Consider the following 15,838-nt stretch of genomic DNA (forward strand, 5'->3'; position numbering starts at 1 on the left):
ACCGCAACGTACCGCACACCGCGACCACACACCATCTGATGGAATACACCCCACTCGAGGAGTACGGCGCGATCGGCGACGGAAACACCGTCGCACTGAGCGGCGCCGACGGCTCGATCGACTGGTGGCCGGCCCCGCACGTCGAGTCGTCGAGCGTATTCGCCGCTGTGCTCGACGCCGACCGCGGCGGCCGCTTCGCCGTTCGCCCGACGGCGTCGTTCGAGTCCGTCCAGCGGTACCGCGACCGGACGAACGTGCTCGAGACGACGTTTCGGACCGCCGGCGGCGCGGCGACGCTGACGGACTTCGTTCCCGTCGCCGAGGCCGGCGAGTCGGCCGACCGGCCGCCGGCAATCTACCGGAAGCTCGACTGCGAAGAGGGGCCGCTCGAGGTCTCTGCGACATTCGAGCCGCGGTTCGACTACGCCCGCGACGTGCCCCGGATCGAACCGACCGCCGACGGCGTCGTCGCAACCGGCGACGACGAACGGGCCGTCCTCTCGAGCGACCTGGCGCTCGAGGTGACGAGCGGCGACGCGGGCGATGTCGGCAGTGACGAAGACGGAATCGAACCCGACGACGGCACTAAAACCGGAACTGCAGCGACCGCGACGGCCACCCTCGAGCCCGGCGAGACGCGCTGGTTCGTCCTGGGCTACGGCGAGGCGATCCCGCTCGAGCCGTCGCGCCACCGGGAGACGCTCGCTGAGACCGTCGACTACTGGCGGTCGTGGACCCACGACTGCGACGGCGGCGACTGCCCCGTGGCGGGGCCGTGGCACGATCTGGCCGTCCGCTCGTCGCTCGTCCTCAAGCTCCTCATCCACCGCGAGACGGGCGCGGTGTGTGCGGCGCCGACGACCTCGCTCCCCGAGGATATCGGCGGCGTCCGCAACTGGGACTACCGGTACAATTGGATCCGCGACGCGGCCTTCACGGTTCGGGCGCTCTCCGAACTGGACCACCTCGAGGAGGCCCGCTCCTACTTCGAACTGTGTCTCGACCACTGCAGCCGGCACGATCCGGCGGAGATGCCGCCGGTCTACAGCCTCCACGGCGGGAGCGACTTCGAGGAACGCGTCCTCGACCACCTCGAGGGCTACCGCGGCTCCGCGCCCGTCCGCGTCGGCAACGCGGCCCGCGACCAGCACCAGCTCGACGTCTACGGCGAACTGGTGCTCGCGCTCTACGAGAGCGTCCGCTACGGCGAGCCGATGCGGTCCGACGACTGGCCGGTGGTGCGCGACCTCGTCGACTACGTCGTCGAGGGGTGGGACGAGCCCGACGCCGGCATCTGGGAGGTGCGGACCGACCCCGAGCACTTCGTCTACTCGAAGGTCATGTGCTGGACGGCGCTCGACCGCGGGATCGAACTCGCCGAGGCGGCCGACGGCGTCGACGCACCGCTCGAGCGCTGGCGGACGGCCCGCGACGACGTCCGGGCGGCGATCCTCGAGCGCGGGGTCAGCGAGGAGACGAATTCGTTCGTGCAGTCGTTCGGCGACGCGGACACGCTCGACGCGGCGAACCTGCTCGTTCCGGTGGTCGGCTTCCTCCCGCCGGACGACGACCGCGTTCGGCGGACGATCGACGCGACGATCGACCGGCTGGCGACCGACGACGGGCTCGTCCGGCGCTACGAGGGCGACGACGGTCTCCCGGGCGTCGACAACCCGTTCGTCGTCAGCGCGTTCTGGCTGGTCACCGCGCTCGCGCTCGCGGGCCGGACCGACGAGGCCCGCGAGCGCTTCGAGTCGATCCTCGAGTACGCCAGCCCGCTCGGGTTGCTGGGCGAGGCGGTCGACCCCGACGACGGCGAGCAGCGGGGCAACTATCCGCAGGCGTACAGCCACATCGGCCTGCTCAACGGCGCGCTCTATCTGACCGACGCGACCGGCTCGAGCGATCCGTCGCCGGCGCCGCTCGGCACCGACGGGGCCCGCGACGTCGACTCGAGCACGACGATCGTGGGACGATCGAACGACAACGAGTAAGAGAGCATGCACGACAACCACCACGACTCGACCGACGAACCGACGGAACCGACGGCCGTGACGACCGATGCGCGGAAGCGGCGCTCGCGACCCGACGGCGGTGACGGGAGCGGTGCGGGCGGTGCGGATGGCGCGGGCGGGAGCGGTGGCGACGGCAGTGATGGCGGCGGTGGCAACGGGAGCGGCGGTGACGACGGGGACGACGGGGACGACGGGAACGGCGACGGCGACGACTCGATGCGTCCCGGCGACATGATGCTCGCCCATCCGACGAAGGAAACCTGGGTCCAGTACGCCGTCATCTCGCTGGGCGCCTGGCTGGTCGCGACCGCGCCGGCGTTCGGCTACGAGAGCGCGCCGGTGTTCTGGAACAGCGTCGTCAGCGGTCTCGTCCTGATCGCGCTCGCCGGCGCCACGATCTACTACGAGAACGGGTACGCCAACTACGCCAACGGCTTCGTCGGCCTCTGGCTGGTGTTCGCGCCGATCGCGTTCTCGGCGCCGACGGCCGCGGCCTACGCCAACAGCGGGCTCGTAGGGACCATGGTGATCACGTTCTCGGTCCTCATCGTGATGCGCTCGGAGATGGACGGGCCGACCGTCCCGCCCGGGTGGTCGTACAACCCTTCGACGGGCGCCCAGCGCGCGCCGCTGATCGCGCTCGGCGTCTTCGGCTTCTTCGCCTCGTGGTACATGGCCGCCTTTCAACTGGGGTACATCGAGAGCGTCTGGGATCCGATCTACGGATCCGGTACCGAGCAGATCCTCACCTCGAGGATATCGGAGGCGTTTCCGGTCTCGGACGCCGGCCTCGGCGCAGTGGCCTACTCGATCGAGGCCCTGATGGGCTTCATGGGCGACCGGCGGCGGTGGCGAACGATGCCGTGGATGGTCGCCTTCTTCGGCGTCGTCGTGATTCCGCTCGGCTTCGTCCAGGTGCTGCTGGTCATCATGCAGCCGATCATGGTCGGGACGTGGTGTACGCTCTGTCTCCTGTCGGCGTTCGGCATGCTCTGGATGATCGCCCTGACGGTCGACGAGGTGGTCGCGATGGGTCAGTACGTCGTCCGCCTGATGCGCCGGGGCGACAGCCTCTGGACCGCCTTCTGGATGGGCGGGACGATCCCCGAGGAGGAGGCGGGCGTCGACGAGACGTCGACGCGCCCGATCGGCGACTCCCCCGTGAGCGAGCCGTTCTGGGGCGTCTCGATTCCGTGGACGTTGCTCGGAGCGATGGCGCTGGGCGCCTGGCTCATGCTCTCGCCGACCGTCTTCGGGACGACGGGACTCATGGCCGACAGCAGCCACCTCGCCGGCGCGCTGATCGTCTCGTTTACGGTGATCGCGACCGGCGAACCGGCTCGCGCGGTCCGGTTTCTCAACGTCCCGTTGGCCGGGTGGCTGATCGCGGCGCCGTGGCTGCTCGCGGGCGTTCCGACGATCGCCGCGATCAACGCCGCCGTCGCCGGCCTGCTCGTCGCAATCCTCAGCGTTCCCCGGGGACCGATCACGGACCGCTACGGCGGCTGGGAGCGCTACGCCACCCTCGAGACGATCGATCGACTGAACCCGCTCAGCAGCTGATACGCACATGTCTGATTCCGACAATTCGAACGTCGTCGTCGTCACCGGTGCATCGGCCGGCGTCGGGCGAGCCACCGCTCGCGCGTTCGCCGAACGCGGCGCGAAGCTCGGCCTCCTCGCGCGCGGCGAGGACGGCCTCGAGGGGGCGCGCGCAGACGTCGAGGACGCCGGTGGCGAGGCGATCGCCGTCCCGACCAACGTTTCCGACCCCGACGCGGTCGAGGCCGCGGCCGAGACCGTCGAGGACGCCTTCGGCCCGATAGACGTCTGGGTGAACAACGCGATGGTGTCGGTGTTCTCGCCCGCCGCCGAGATGACCGCCGACGACTACCGCCGCGTCACCGAGGTCACCTACCTCGGCTACGTCCACGGCACGCAGGCCGCGCTCGAGCGGATGCGGCCCCGCGACGAGGGGACGATCGTCCAGGTCGGCTCGGCGCTTGCGTACCGGGGCATCCCACTCCAGTCGGCCTACTGCGGCGCGAAACACGCCATTCAGGGGTACACCGAGTCCGTTCGGACGGAGCTCATCCACGACGACTGCGACGTCCAGCTGTCGATGGTGCAGATGCCCGCGATGAACACCCCGCAGTTCGAGTGGACGAAAAGCCGGATGCCGCGACAGCCGCAGCCAGTGCCGCCGATCTACCAGCCCGAGGTCGCCGCTCGAGCGATCGTCTGGACCGTCGACCGCGGGAAGGACGAGCTGTGGGTCGGTCGGTCGACGGTGAAGGCCATCCTCGGCGACCGCCTGATCCCGCGGCGACTCGACAACATGCTCGCCAGTGGCGGCTACGACTCCCAGCTGACCAACGAGCCGGCCGATTCGGACCGACCGAACAACCTCCACGAGCCGGTGGCCGGCGACTTCGGCGCTCGCGGCCCGTTCGACGAGCGGGCGCGCGATCGGAGCGTCCAGCTGTGGGCGAGCACGCACCGCCGGCCGCTCGCGCTCCTCCTCGGCCTCGCGGCCGCGGTCGTCGCCGCGGCACTCGGTCGAAACGACGGATCGGCCGACGACGAGTGAGCCTCCCTTCGCTCTCCGTCTCTCCCTCTCCGGTCTCGCGCCCCGTGACCCCCTCACTCGAGTGTGCACGCGAGTTCGGCGACGTCAGCCTCGAGCAACCCCGCGTACTCGAGGCGGAGCTCCCGCGCGTCGGCCCGGCTCACGTACCGGCGGCCGTCGATCCGCGCGGAGATCGGGTGGTAGTCGTCGACGGCGAACCCCATCCGCTCGAGGTAGACGGCGAGCGGGGTCGACTCGAGGCCCTCGTAGGTCGCCGCGTCGACGAGGTCGGCGACGGTCGTCGCGCGCGGAAGCGCGAGGCCGTCGCTCGTGACGCGGCCCGGCGGCGCCGCGTCGGTGCGTTCGGTTCCGCGGCGACCGCGTCCCCCACCCCGGTCCGCTCGCTCCCCTCGTCCCCCGATGTGGACGGTGCCGCGGCGAAGCCGATCCATCACCGTCGCGACGTCCCCGGCCAGCCCGAGGAGCTGTTTCGGCAGCGCCGCGTCCGGCGCTCGCCACTCGATCATCGGGGGATCGGCCCGCTCGCGGAGCGCGACCGGCGTCCAGCCGACGTCCGCGGACGCCTCGAAGCGGCGGTTCCATTCGGCCGCGGAGTCGACGTACCGGCAGGGTCGGCCGTCGCGAGCCCCGTCGACTCGCGTCCGGTGGCAGTGGGTCCGCGCGCCGGCGGCGACGCGCTCGCCGCCGACGTACGGCGAGGAGTTGACCAGCGCGAGCGCGGGCGTCAGCGCGAGCAGGGCGTTGAGCTGGTCGGTCACGGCGTGTCGCTCGACGCAGACTCGGGCGCCGGCGCAGTAGCGACGATCGACGCTCGGTCCGGACTCGCGGTCGAGCCCTGATTTACTGCTGACCGCGTCGTCGGACTCGTCGTCCTCGGTGTCGGCGATTACCTGCCGCAGCCGAGTGCGGTCGTCGTCCGGTTGATCGACTCTCGGAGTCCCGTTGATCGGCGTCGCCAGCGGGACGAGCCGCCGCTCCGTGTTCGCAGCGCGTGCACACGCTTCCTCGAGGCGATCGACGAACGACTGCCGAAGCGCAGGGATCGACTCGCTGAGCGGGGTCGTCACCGTGACCAGCGACGCGGGCTCGCGTTTCTCGACTGTGCACCCGTCGACGCCGGCGAGCGGTCCCGCCGGCGCGAAATAGCCGTCGCTATCGACGACCCAGTAGTCGGCCTCGAGGCGCGTGTTCATCATCGGAGTCTCGGTGTCGGTGTCGGTCTCGGTCGTAAGCGCCGCCGTCTTCGATGTCGGCTGCATCGCTGTCGGTTTCCGCTCGATTCCGGGACCTGACTCGACCCGACCGGGTCGTTTCGGTCCCGCCGCTGCGGTTCACTGTCCGTTCACCTCCCCCGACCGAAGTGGCCGGGCCTGCAGGTGCGCGCGAGACGGCCCGTGCGGCTCGATGCGGTACGTCCGGCTCGAACCCGTTTCCGCCGGGCCGGCGAGCGAGCCGCTACGCCTCCTCGAGCGCCATCGCCTCGCCGATCGAGAGCTCCGCCTCGAGTGCCTCCAGGGCCTGCAGCGTCTCCCGTTCCTCCGCGAGGTTCGTCTCGAGCGGTTCGACGACGTCGTCGGCGTAGGCGAGCCGGCCAGCCAGCCGTACCAGCGTCTCGTAGCACCTAATCTCGAGCCGTTCGGCCAGCAGGCCGAGTTCGAGGTCGTCAGGGACGGTCGGCTCGCCCGCTGCGTCGTCGCGCAGGTGCCGCGAATCGGCCAGGCCGTCGGCCGACCGCGCGCGACTGGCGTGGGGTCGGCGGCCCAGCGCCGCGAAGACGTCCTCGAGGCGCTCGACTTGACGGGCGGTCTCCTCGCGGTGGGTGGCGAACCGATCGGCGAGGTCGTCGCTCGGCGCGTCGGTCGCCATTTCGTCGAGCAGTTCGACGTGGGTGCGTTCGACGTAGTACGCGTGCTGTAGCTGGTATCCGAACAGATCCTCGAGGGTTTCGACGTTCATGAGTGGACTGGGTGGGGTGCGTGTTGCGCGGCGGTGCGGGTGCGACTGTGCGGTGGCGGTGCAGCCGAGAGTGCGAGCGACGCGACGATCACGATCACAGTGATCGATCCAGCGATGCCCGATCTCTGTCTCGGTCGACGGGTTCGGTAGCCGACCCCGCGGCGAGCAGCGTCTCGACGGCCTCGCCGTCGGCCAGCGAGTCGATTTCCGACCGGAGATCGCACTCGTCGTCGTAGTTCTTCTCGAGGGCGTCGACGACCGCGTCGCCGGCGTCGTCCTCGAGCGCGCCGGCTATCCCCATCGTCCGCTCGTAGGCCGTACACTCGATCGCCTCGAGTTTCAGCACCGTCTCGATGTAGAACAGCGGCCGGAGCCCGTCGTTCAGCACGACGTTGTTGAACTTCTCCTTGTCCGCGATCAGGCCGTCGAGCTCCGGGACGCGACGGGTGTCGGGCTCCTCGCCGAGCGCGTCGAAGGCCCGCTCGATGCGCTCGACGTGGCGATCGGTCTGCTCGCGGTGTCTGTCGACGGCGTACTGCAGTTGCTCGCGACACTCCAGTTCGCGCAGGTCGTCCAGCGTATCGATCGCGACGTCGCTCGACAGCGTCTCGAGTTCGTCGCGCAGCTTCCGCTCGACGTAGTAGAGCCGCTCGAGTTCGGCCGTCAGTGCGTCGCGTGGGGTCTGTGTGGTACTCATGCGTAGGGGAGCGGTGAATCGAGGAGCGAGTGAAGATGAAACTCCGTCAGAACGACTGCTGCATCCGCATGTCCTCGTCGGTGTCGTGGGGACTGTCGCCGCGGTCGCTGTACCGCGGTCGGCCCACGGCATCCCGCCTGACGCCGTTGAGAATCGCCAGCTCGAGGTCGTCCCGGCTCTCGTAGGTTTCGTGACCGGAGGTCTCGAGGACCGTCCGCAGGGAGTCTGACTCGTGCGGGTACTCGATCTCGACGTCGGCGTACTCCGCGAGCACCTCGTCGGTGGTCGCCGGGAACGTCGCGTCCGTGAACAGCTCGGTGACGGCTCCGATCTCGAGCAATCTGACCTCGTCGGCGTCGTCTGTGTGACTCATCGAACGCTCCTACCCGGATGGGCCGGATAGTAGTGCGCCCTGCAAGCGACGACCGCCCGCAGTCGGGCGGTTTTGTCCGCTCGAACGGTTCCGATCGCCGGTACCGATCCCGACCGCGGTCGGTAATCCTCGGGGTCGCACCTACAAACCCCCGGTATGTTGCCGATCGAACGGCGTTCGAACGAACATCTATACGTGGATCGCCCCACTATTCATCAATAATGGCACAACTCGAGCGGCTCAGGGTGTACCCCGTGAAGGGGCTGGACGGCATCGATCTCGAGTCGGCGTCGATCCTCGAGGGTGGCACCGTCGAGTACGACCGCGAGTTTGCCCTGTTCGACGACGGGGGCGAGGTCATCAACGGCAAGCGGACCGACCGCGTTCACGACCTCGAGACCGATTTCGATCCCGCGACGCGCGAACTCGTCCTCGAAGCGCCCGACGGCGAGCGACGGCGGTTCGCCCTCGCGGACGAAGCCGACCGGGAGCGGGCGGAGGCGTGGTTCGGCGACTTCTTCGACGAAGACGTGACCCTCGAGCGCGACCGGTCGCTGGGCTACGTGGACCGCCGCGAGATGGGCCCGTCGGTCGTCAGCACGGCCACGGTCCGGCAGGTCGCCTCCTGGTTCGACGAAGAGGGAATGACCCTCGAGGGCGCGCGCCGTCGCATCCGCGCGAATATCGAGATTTCCGGCGTGCCGGCGTTCTGGGAGGACCGGTTCGTCGGCGATGAAGCCCCCGCATTCGAGATCGAGGGGATTCGGCTCGAGGGCGTCACGCCCTGCGGCCGCTGCGTCGTTCCCCAGCGCGACCCCGACACCGGCGAGCCGATCGAGAAGTTCCAGCAGCGGTTCGTCGAGAAGCGCGAGGAGACGTTCCCCGAGTGGGCCGACCGGGACGCCTTCGACCACTACTATACGCTGATGATCATCGCGAGCGTGCCGCCGGCCGATCGCGGCGGGGCGATTACGGTTGGCGAGGCGGTCGACGTCGTCGACTAGCGGAGATCCGATCGCCCTCCACGGTCTTGCGAAGCAAGTAGCTACTGCGAACGGAAAAACGGTACCGACGGCTACCGCGACCGCCGTCGAATTCGTTGAATACGCAGGGTGGAAATCAATCGTCCGCGCCCGTCAATTATCGCGTATGACCGACTACGAGATGCACGAACCCGACTTTTCGGGGACGACGACCGAGGAGTGGGACGAACCGCAACTCGAGGATTTCGATATCTCCGAGCGAAGCTCGGATGGTCAGCGAGATTCGGACGAATCTCGCCAGACCGACGACCTGGGCGAGGTCGCCGACCACTTCATCCTCTCGGCGTCGGACTTCCCGCCGGAGAACTTCACCGATCTCAAACTCCCCGTGGTCGATCCGGACGGCAACCTGAACAAGCACGCCCTGCAGACGGCCAAAAGCGGCGGGCACGGCGTCGGCGCGGTCGAAGACTTGGACGACGAGAAGCGGGACGAAATCGAGGATATGATCGACGAACTGGCCAACGAGAACTTCGAGGACGCCGATTTCGGCGACTGAGAGGCCGTTGCGTCGCCGATATCGTCGCTCTCACCGACGTTGACCGTTCGACTCGATCACTCCGGATCGAACCCGCCGACGAGGTACTCGAGCGCGAACAGGGCGACCGCGCCGAACGCGGCCCAGGCGACCGTCAGGGCGATCGTCTCGGCGGTCCACGGGTGCGCCGCGCCGATGTTGTGCAGCGGGGCGGGAACCGAGCCGGCGATGAGACTCACCAGGAAGACGAGCGTCAGGTTCCGACGCCGCTCGAGCGCGGCGCGGACGACGCGGGCGATCGTGACGAGGCCGACGACGCCGCCGACGACGAACAGGACCACCGTCGTTCCCGGCCCGACGGCGGCCGCCGTCGATCCGCCGTCGAGGACGACGTCGCCGATCGCGCCGACGAACGCGCTCAACTCCGAGGAGAGGAAGACGTACTGGCCGAGCAGGATCAAGATGAGCGAGCCGGAGACGCCCGGCAGGATCATCGCGCTGACGGCGAGCGCGCCGGCGACGACGATGACCAGCGGACCGCTGCCGGGCAGCGCCACTAGGTCGGCGGCGACCAGCAGCGCGAGTCCGGCGCCGACGATCGCCGCCGCGACGTGGGTCCGGGACGCGAACTCGAGGCTGCGGCCGAGCGTGACCGCCGAGGCGGCGATCAGTCCGGTGAAGAAGCCGAACATCGGGAGCGGATGGGTGGACGCCAGCGAGGAGACGATATCGGCGATGAGGACGACGGCGGTGACCATCCCGACGCCGAGCGGGACCAGAAACTGCAGGTCGAGCTCGAGCAGCGCCTCGCGCGCGTTCGTCCGCCGATCGGGGTGATAGCCGCTGAGAACGGTGATAATTCGGCCCGGCGTCAGCGCCGTGACCGCCGCGATCAGCCGCCCGTAGAAGCCCAGCAGGAGCGCGACGGTGCCGCCGGAGACGCCCGGGAGGGCGTCCGCCGTCCCCATGCAGAGCCCGTAGGCGTACGTCCGCAGGAGCTCGAGGCGATCGACCGCGAGGTCGAGCCGTTCATACATGCGTTCGCCCCCGGCGGTCGTCGGTGGCGGTCCGGACGGTCGTCGGTCGACACCCTCGTCTCGAGTCCGTGCGGGCGGCCCCGCGCGTCGGTTGCATATTCGAGACGGGGACGCCGACACGTATAAAAGTACGATTCCGCATCAGTCGGCGGAGATTCCTCGCTCCGACCGGTCGACTTCGTTTCCGAACGCGTCGACGGCATGCGGGACGATACCACGCCGCCGTGAAACCCGGGCGGGAACTTTTTCTCGCTCCGGTTGGATACGACCGTCGAGAAGCAATGGAGCTCGAGTCGATCCCGGGCGTGGGCGAAAAGACCGCGCGGGCGCTGTCGGAACTCGACGACCCCGAGCGAGCGCTGCGCGCGGGCGACGTCGCGACGATCGCGACCGCGCCGGGGATCAGCCAGGGCCGGGCCGCCCGCATCGCGCGCGGCGCGATCCGCCACGAACACGACGATCCCGGCGGCTTCCTCGCGACCGACCGGGCCAGAGAAATCTATCGCGAGGTCCTCGGCCTACTGAAAGAGCGCACGGTCACCGACTACGCCGCCCAGCGCCTCGAGACGATCTACCCGAGCCCGTGTCGCGCCCGGATCGAGGAAGTCCGCGCGTTCGCTCGCGAGGCCCTCGAGCGCGAGCCCGACTCCGACGTGCTCGCGGCGCTCGAGGGGGTCGAACCCCTCCGGCAGCCGGGCGACGTGCGGGTGCGCGAGCGCTGTCTGGCGACGACGGACGCCGAACGCTATTCGGAGGCGAAGGAGGCAATCCCCGAACTCTCAGTCGAAGTCGTCGAGGACGCGCAGGGACTGGCCGAACTCGCGCGGGGCTACTCGACGGTCGTCGCGCTCGACGAATCGTTCGCCGGCGTCACCGTCGACGGCGACGTGCAGGTCCGGCCCGACGCCCTCGAGAACCCGGCCGAGATCGTCCCCGAGCGTCCGCTTTCGTTCTTCGCGCGGAACCGGGATCGGCTGCGAGCCGCCATCGCGGTCCACCGCGCCGCCGACCTCGAGGCCGACTGCGACCTCGCGGCGCTCGAGGACGGCCTCTCGCGGCTCGACGACGACGGCACCGTCGCGGGCGACGACGAACTCGACCGGCTGACGACGGCGGTCGACGACCTCGACGCGGCGGCGAGCGCGGCGGAAAGCGTCGCGAACGACCAGTTGCGGGACGCGATCCGCGAGGAGGACGTGACGATCGAGGGCTCGGACCTCCTCTCGCTGGTCGAACGCGGCGCGGGCGTCGACTCCTTGCTCTCGCGCGAACTGGCCGACGAGTACGCCGCGGCCGTCGAGGCCGCCCGCGAGCACCTGATCGACGCGCTCGACCTCGATACGGGCGAAGCCGAGATCGCCCGCCGGGTCTTCGGCGACGAGCCGACGTTCCCCGTCGAGCGCGACGAGGACGCCGTCAGCCGCCTGCGCGAGGAGCTGACCGCCGCCAAGGAGCGGCGGGCGGGGCGGCTCAAGCGCGAACTCGCCGCCGATCTGGCCGACCAGCGCGAGGGCGCCCGCGGACTCGTCCGGACGGCCCTCGAGTTGGACGTGGAACTCGCGGTCGCCAGGTTCGCCGCCGATTTCGAGTGCACGATGCCGGCGTTCGTCTGGGACCCCGCGGCGGACGGCGACGGGGGCGACGCGGCGGAGACCGGCTTCGCTATCGAGGCCGGTCGCTCACCCCTGCTCGACGAACCGCTCGAGGCGATCGACCCCGTCGACTACGACGTCTCGGGCGTCGCCCTGCTCTCGGGGGTCAACAGCGGCGGGAAGACCTCGACGCTGGACCTCGTGGCGAGCGTCGTCGTGCTGGCACACATGGGACTGCCCGTTCCCGCCGAGGGGGCCGAACTGCGCCGGTTCGACGACCTCCACTACCACGCCAAGACGCAGGGCACGCTCGACGCCGGCGCCTTCGAGTCGACGGTGCGGGAGTTCGCCGACCTCGCGCAGGGCGGCGAGGGCTCGCTCGTGCTCGTCGACGAACTCGAGAGCATCACCGAGCCCGGCGCCTCCGCGAAGATCATCGCCGGCATCCTCGAGGCGCTCGAGGAGAACGGCGCCACGGCAGTTTTCGTTTCCCACCTCGCTGGCGAGATCCGCGAGATGGCCAACTTCGACGTCACCGTCGACGGCATCGAGGCCGTCGGGCTGGTCGACGGCGAACTCGAGGTGAACCGCTCGCCGGTCAAGGACCACCTCGCGCGGTCGACGCCCGAATTGATCGTCGAGAAGCTGGCGACCGAGAACGGCGACAGTGGGGCGGTCGCGACCAACGGCGGCCGCGCGACGGCCGACGCCGCCGAGCCCGGCTTCTACGATCGACTGCTCGAGAAGTTCGAGTGACGCGCCGACGGGCCGATTCGACGAGAGACGGGGAAGTTCAGCCCCTGTACTATGCAAGTAGCATACCTACGACTCGACGCGGCAACTGTCACGGTATGCCCTACCAATTCGAGTGTTCGGAGGGGAGCTGTCAGTTCCGCATCCGATCGAGCAGTTCCGACGAGGTGGAACGGCTCGTTCGCGCCCACGTTCGCATGGTTCACAACGGCCGGATCGATCGCGCCGACCTCGAGCGCGGCATCGATCGGGTCGAACTGGCCTGAGTCGGCGTCCGTCGAGGCCGTCTCCGTCTCGTCTCCTCACTTCGGGAACGTCTCCGGCAGCGGCGCCGGTCGCTCGCAGGCGCTCTCGATGCGGACGTGTTCTTCCCGTTCGGCGGCCGTTCGGACGCCGGCCATGATCTCGAGAGTGTGGTACGCCCGCCGGCCGCTGGTGCGGTGTTCCCAGTCGTCGTTCTGCAGCGATCGCGCGAGGTCGGCGACGCCGACGCCGCGTCCGGCGGTATAGTCGTGGGTGTGCCGGACAGTCTCGAATTCGTCGGCGCCGCGCTCTCGCACGCGAACGGCTCCGTCGAAGTCGTTCGGATCGGGGAGCTGCAGCGTCCCCTCGGTCCCGTAGAGTTCGAACAGCGGCGACGGGCCCGACGTGCCGCCGACGGCGTCGAAGCTGATTTGCAGGTTCGCGATCGCGCCGTTCTCGAAGGTGACGACGCCGACCTCGTGGGTCGGCACCTCGACGTCGATGGACTCTCCGGCTCGGGGTCCGCTCCCGATCGTCCGCTCCTCGAAGGCCCGCCCGGTCGCTCCCGTCACGCGCTCGGCCGGTCCGAGCAGCGCGATCAGGGCGCCGACGTAGTACGGTCCCATGTCGAACAGCGGGCCGCCGCCTTCCTGATAGTAGAGGTCCGGGTTCGGGTGCCACGACTCGTGGCCGCCGAACACTAGGTTCGCCGTCGCGCCGATCGGACGTCCGATCCGGCCCGCCTCGAGAACTGCCCGGGCGGTCTGGAGGCCGGCGCCCAGTACCGTATCCGGTGCCGAACCGACGCGAAGGCCGCGTTCGTCGGCCGTCTCGAGAACCGCTTCCGCGTCCTCGAGGTCCGTCGCGAGCGGTTTCTCGGTGTAGACGTGGGTATCGGCCTCGAGGGCCTGCAGGATCACCCCGGCGTGGGCCGTCGGCGGGGTCAGGTTGATCGCGATGTCGATATCGGGATCGACGAGGAGATCCTCGACCGAGCGGGCCTCGAGTCCGTATTCGGCGGCCGTCGCCTCGGCGCGCTCGCGCTCGAGGTCGGCGCAGGCGGCGATGCGGTAGCTGTCGAAGCGGTCGTTCGCCTCGCAGTACGCGTCGGCGATGGTACCGCAGCCGACGATGCCGGCGGTGAGGGTCATAGAACTGCGTTTCCCGCCCGTGTGGTAAAGTCACCCGATCTCGATATCGAGGCGTTCGACGGGTTCGGCTCGAGCTTTCGACGCAACCGGCGTTCGGTGACCGGAAACACTCGAGGGAGTCAGTGACCGATCGCCCAGGGGTAGCCGTCGATGCTCGCCCGTGCACCTGAATTCGCGTGCTCGTGACCTCGGTCGTGTCCGTCTTCCGACGGTCCCTGGCCCGTTGCCGACCGAGCCGACTCCGCAAGGACGCCGTCGATCCGGAGTATCGCAGCCGTCGCCTCGAACGCCGCCGCGAGCGTCCGATCCAGCACTGCCCGCGGCTCGAGGACGCCGATATCGGCCGTATCCGCGATCCCGCCGTTCGCGTCCACCCCGGCCGCAGACCGGCCCGCATCGTGCTCGGCCCGGAGTTCGGCCACGACGTCGATCGGGTCGCGGCCCGCGTTCGTCGCCAGCGTCCGCGGAATCGACTCGAGCGCCGTCGCGAACGCGTCGACGGCGAGTTGCTCCCGTTTGTCGAACCGGCTCGCGTACCGCGACAGATCCTGTGCCAGCGCCATCGGAGTCGCCCCGCCGCCGGGAACGACGGCGCCGCCCCCGTCTCGAGCGACCGACGCGGTGACGGCGAGGCAGTCGTCGACGATGCGTCGGGTCTCGTCGGCGACCTGCGGCGTGCCGCCCCGGAGCAGCAGGGACGCATGCGCGTCACTCGGACAATTCGCGACGACGAGCACCGGACTCGCGCCAATCGTCCGCCGCTCAACTGTTCCGGCGCGGCCGATCGTCGATTCGTCCAGGTCCGCAATCGAATACGTCGCTTGTGCTCCCGTCGCCGCCGCGAGGGCGTCGAACTCGTCCCGCCGCGTCCGCTCCGCGACGACGAGCCCCTCGCGCTCGAGGGTCTCGCGGATCCGCTCGTCGACAGACTGCTGACAGACGAGGACGTCGACGCCGCGGTCGCGGCAGCGGTCGACGACGCGCGAGCGCTCCTCGCGTTCCGACTCGCGGAGCCGCTCGAGTTCGTCGGGATCGGTGACCGTCGGCGTCGTCACCGCGTCGGCCTCCTGAACGCCGATTTCGTGATCGACGAGCGCGATTCGGGCGTCCGTCGCCGAACGATCGGCGGCGCGGGTCCGCCCGTCCCGGTCGCGTTCGATCGTCGTCGACGACGCGTCCAGATCGACAACTAGACCGTCGATGAGTTCCGACGCCTCGAGCGGCGCGCCGGCGTAGGACTTTCGCGCGATCGATGCCGTCTCGAAATCGACCGCCCGCGCCGCCGAGACGGCGAGGTAGGCGAACCGGTCGATCGACGCGTCGTCCCAGTCGTTCGTGACGGCGGTGCGCGCGACGGCGCGCAGGGTTTCGTCGTCGCCGCGGTCGACGCCGGTTTCGTACTCGTCGAGCCGATCCCGTGCGAACCGGACCGCCGTTCCGTAGCCGGAGACGACCGTCGTCGGATGGAGCCCGTCCTCGAGCAGCGAGGCGGCCGCATCGAGCAACGCGCCGGTCAGCAGCACGGCCGTCGTCGTGCCGTCGCCGACGACCGCCTCCTGCGCCTCGGCGACCTCGACGACCGCTCGAGCGACGGGGTCGGCGATCTCCAGATTCTTCAGGACGTTCGCGCCGTCGTTCGTGACGACGACCCGTCCCTGTCGCCCGACGAGCATCTTGTGTCGCCCGTTCGGTCCCAGCGTCGTCCGCAGCGTCTCGGCGACGGCCGTCGCCGCGGCGATGTTCGATCGCCGGACGCTCGCGGGGTCGGTTTCCGACTCGATTCGCTCGCGGAAGGCCTCGCGCTCGAGGTCGCTGGTCGCGTCGGTCGGAAAGTGATCCGCGTCCGGGCCTCGAGTCGGCCGGTTCGGTGGTGATCGCGTCATCGGTGGCGTCGGTGGTGACGGGTTCCG

General features: G+C 69.6%; 14 protein-coding genes. 7 read left to right on the forward strand and 7 right to left on the reverse strand.

Translation table 11 applies throughout. From position 1 onward, the window contains the following. Window positions 1-38: 38 nt before the first annotated feature. The 3 genes from HALXA_RS04300 to HALXA_RS04310 are packed head-to-tail and all read left to right on the forward strand — an operon-like array spanning window position 39 to window position 4,605. Complete coding sequence (locus HALXA_RS04300) at window positions 39-1,994, forward strand: glycoside hydrolase family 15 protein (protein ID WP_013879092.1); 1,956 nt, start codon at window positions 39-41, stop codon at window positions 1,992-1,994. A gap of 6 nt (window positions 1,995-2,000) precedes the next feature. Continuing rightward, window positions 2,001-3,578 (forward strand): vitamin K epoxide reductase family protein, encoded by a 1,578-nt coding sequence (locus HALXA_RS04305; protein ID WP_013879093.1) that lies wholly within the window; start codon window positions 2,001-2,003, stop codon window positions 3,576-3,578. A gap of 7 nt (window positions 3,579-3,585) precedes the next feature. Continuing rightward, the gene (locus tag HALXA_RS04310; protein WP_013879094.1) at window positions 3,586-4,605 is read left to right on the forward strand and encodes an SDR family oxidoreductase; all 1,020 of its coding nucleotides are present in this window, start codon (window positions 3,586-3,588) and stop codon (window positions 4,603-4,605) included. A 53-nt stretch (window positions 4,606-4,658) separates the two neighbouring features. Here HALXA_RS04310 and HALXA_RS04315 read toward each other — a convergent pair whose 3' ends face one another. The 4 genes from HALXA_RS04315 to HALXA_RS04330 form a co-directional block, all read right to left on the reverse strand. Next, a complete protein-coding gene (locus HALXA_RS04315) occupies window positions 4,659-5,864 on the reverse strand; it encodes a hypothetical protein (protein WP_013879095.1) in 1,206 nt (401 codons plus the stop codon). Between the two features lie 196 nt (window positions 5,865-6,060). Next, window positions 6,061-6,561 carry a YciE/YciF ferroxidase family protein gene (locus HALXA_RS04320; protein ID WP_013879096.1) on the reverse strand — a complete coding sequence of 167 codons (501 nt, stop codon included), beginning with the start codon at window positions 6,559-6,561 and terminating at the stop codon, window positions 6,061-6,063. Window positions 6,562-6,655: 94 nt separating this feature from the next. Then, complete coding sequence (locus tag HALXA_RS04325; protein ID WP_013879097.1) at window positions 6,656-7,258, reverse strand: YciE/YciF ferroxidase family protein; 603 nt, start codon at window positions 7,256-7,258, stop codon at window positions 6,656-6,658. A gap of 46 nt (window positions 7,259-7,304) precedes the next feature. Next, complete coding sequence (locus HALXA_RS04330; protein WP_013879098.1) at window positions 7,305-7,631, reverse strand: DUF5789 family protein; 327 nt, start codon at window positions 7,629-7,631, stop codon at window positions 7,305-7,307. 221 nt (window positions 7,632-7,852) lie between these two features. Between HALXA_RS04330 and HALXA_RS04335 the strand changes: the two genes are divergently transcribed. Together HALXA_RS04335 and HALXA_RS04340 are read left to right on the forward strand one after the other, a co-directional pair. Further along, a complete protein-coding gene (locus HALXA_RS04335) occupies window positions 7,853-8,635 on the forward strand; it encodes an MOSC domain-containing protein (RefSeq protein WP_013879099.1) in 783 nt (260 codons plus the stop codon). Window positions 8,636-8,780: 145 nt separating this feature from the next. After that, entirely contained in the window at window positions 8,781-9,173 is a 393-nt protein-coding gene (locus tag HALXA_RS04340; RefSeq protein ID WP_013879100.1) for a hypothetical protein, read from the forward strand. A 56-nt stretch (window positions 9,174-9,229) separates the two neighbouring features. Here HALXA_RS04340 and HALXA_RS04345 read toward each other — a convergent pair whose 3' ends face one another. Beyond that, on the reverse strand, window positions 9,230-10,189 hold the full coding sequence (locus tag HALXA_RS04345) for a DUF368 domain-containing protein (RefSeq protein ID WP_013879101.1): 960 nt from the start codon (window positions 10,187-10,189) through the stop codon (window positions 9,230-9,232). 281 nt (window positions 10,190-10,470) lie between these two features. Here HALXA_RS04345 and HALXA_RS04350 point away from each other — a divergent pair, with 281 nt between their 5' ends. After that, window positions 10,471-12,537: a MutS-related protein gene (locus HALXA_RS04350; protein ID WP_013879102.1), complete on the forward strand. Its 2,067-nt coding sequence runs from the start codon at window positions 10,471-10,473 to the stop codon at window positions 12,535-12,537. Between the two features lie 95 nt (window positions 12,538-12,632). Next, complete coding sequence (locus HALXA_RS20950; protein WP_013879103.1) at window positions 12,633-12,800, forward strand: DUF1059 domain-containing protein; 168 nt, start codon at window positions 12,633-12,635, stop codon at window positions 12,798-12,800. Window positions 12,801-12,836: 36 nt separating this feature from the next. On the opposite strand, the gene HALXA_RS04355 is transcribed toward HALXA_RS20950, so the two are convergent. Beyond that, window positions 12,837-13,928 carry a Gfo/Idh/MocA family protein gene (locus tag HALXA_RS04355; RefSeq protein ID WP_013879104.1) on the reverse strand — a complete coding sequence of 364 codons (1,092 nt, stop codon included), beginning with the start codon at window positions 13,926-13,928 and terminating at the stop codon, window positions 12,837-12,839. A gap of 119 nt (window positions 13,929-14,047) precedes the next feature. After that, window positions 14,048-15,811, reverse strand: coding sequence for a thermosome subunit beta (thsB, locus tag HALXA_RS04360; protein ID WP_013879105.1), 1,764 nt, complete (start codon window positions 15,809-15,811; stop codon window positions 14,048-14,050). Window positions 15,812-15,838 lie beyond the last annotated feature (27 nt).

Source organism: Halopiger xanaduensis SH-6 (assembly GCF_000217715.1).
Classification (GTDB): Archaea; Halobacteriota; Halobacteria; order Halobacteriales; family Natrialbaceae; genus Halopiger; species Halopiger xanaduensis.

Coding starts and splice junctions, on each gene's coding strand:
- HALXA_RS20950 (WP_013879103.1), top strand. CDS start 12,633: ATGCCCTACCAATTCGAGTGTTCGGAGGGGAGCTGTCAGTTCCGCATC.
- HALXA_RS04335 (WP_013879099.1), top strand. CDS start 7,853: ATGGCACAACTCGAGCGGCTCAGGGTGTACCCCGTGAAGGGGCTGGAC.
- HALXA_RS04350 (WP_013879102.1), top strand. CDS start 10,471: ATGGAGCTCGAGTCGATCCCGGGCGTGGGCGAAAAGACCGCGCGGGCG.
- HALXA_RS04325 (WP_013879097.1), bottom strand. CDS start 7,258: ATGAGTACCACACAGACCCCACGCGACGCACTGACGGCCGAACTCGAG.
- thsB (WP_013879105.1), bottom strand. CDS start 15,811: ATGACGCGATCACCACCGAACCGGCCGACTCGAGGCCCGGACGCGGAT.
- HALXA_RS04330 (WP_013879098.1), bottom strand. CDS start 7,631: ATGAGTCACACAGACGACGCCGACGAGGTCAGATTGCTCGAGATCGGA.
- HALXA_RS04320 (WP_013879096.1), bottom strand. CDS start 6,561: ATGAACGTCGAAACCCTCGAGGATCTGTTCGGATACCAGCTACAGCAC.
- HALXA_RS04310 (WP_013879094.1), top strand. CDS start 3,586: ATGTCTGATTCCGACAATTCGAACGTCGTCGTCGTCACCGGTGCATCG.
- HALXA_RS04300 (WP_013879092.1), top strand. CDS start 39: ATGGAATACACCCCACTCGAGGAGTACGGCGCGATCGGCGACGGAAAC.
- HALXA_RS04345 (WP_013879101.1), bottom strand. CDS start 10,189: ATGTATGAACGGCTCGACCTCGCGGTCGATCGCCTCGAGCTCCTGCGG.
- HALXA_RS04315 (WP_013879095.1), bottom strand. CDS start 5,864: ATGCAGCCGACATCGAAGACGGCGGCGCTTACGACCGAGACCGACACC.
- HALXA_RS04305 (WP_013879093.1), top strand. CDS start 2,001: ATGCACGACAACCACCACGACTCGACCGACGAACCGACGGAACCGACG.
- HALXA_RS04340 (WP_013879100.1), top strand. CDS start 8,781: ATGACCGACTACGAGATGCACGAACCCGACTTTTCGGGGACGACGACC.
- HALXA_RS04355 (WP_013879104.1), bottom strand. CDS start 13,928: ATGACCCTCACCGCCGGCATCGTCGGCTGCGGTACCATCGCCGACGCG.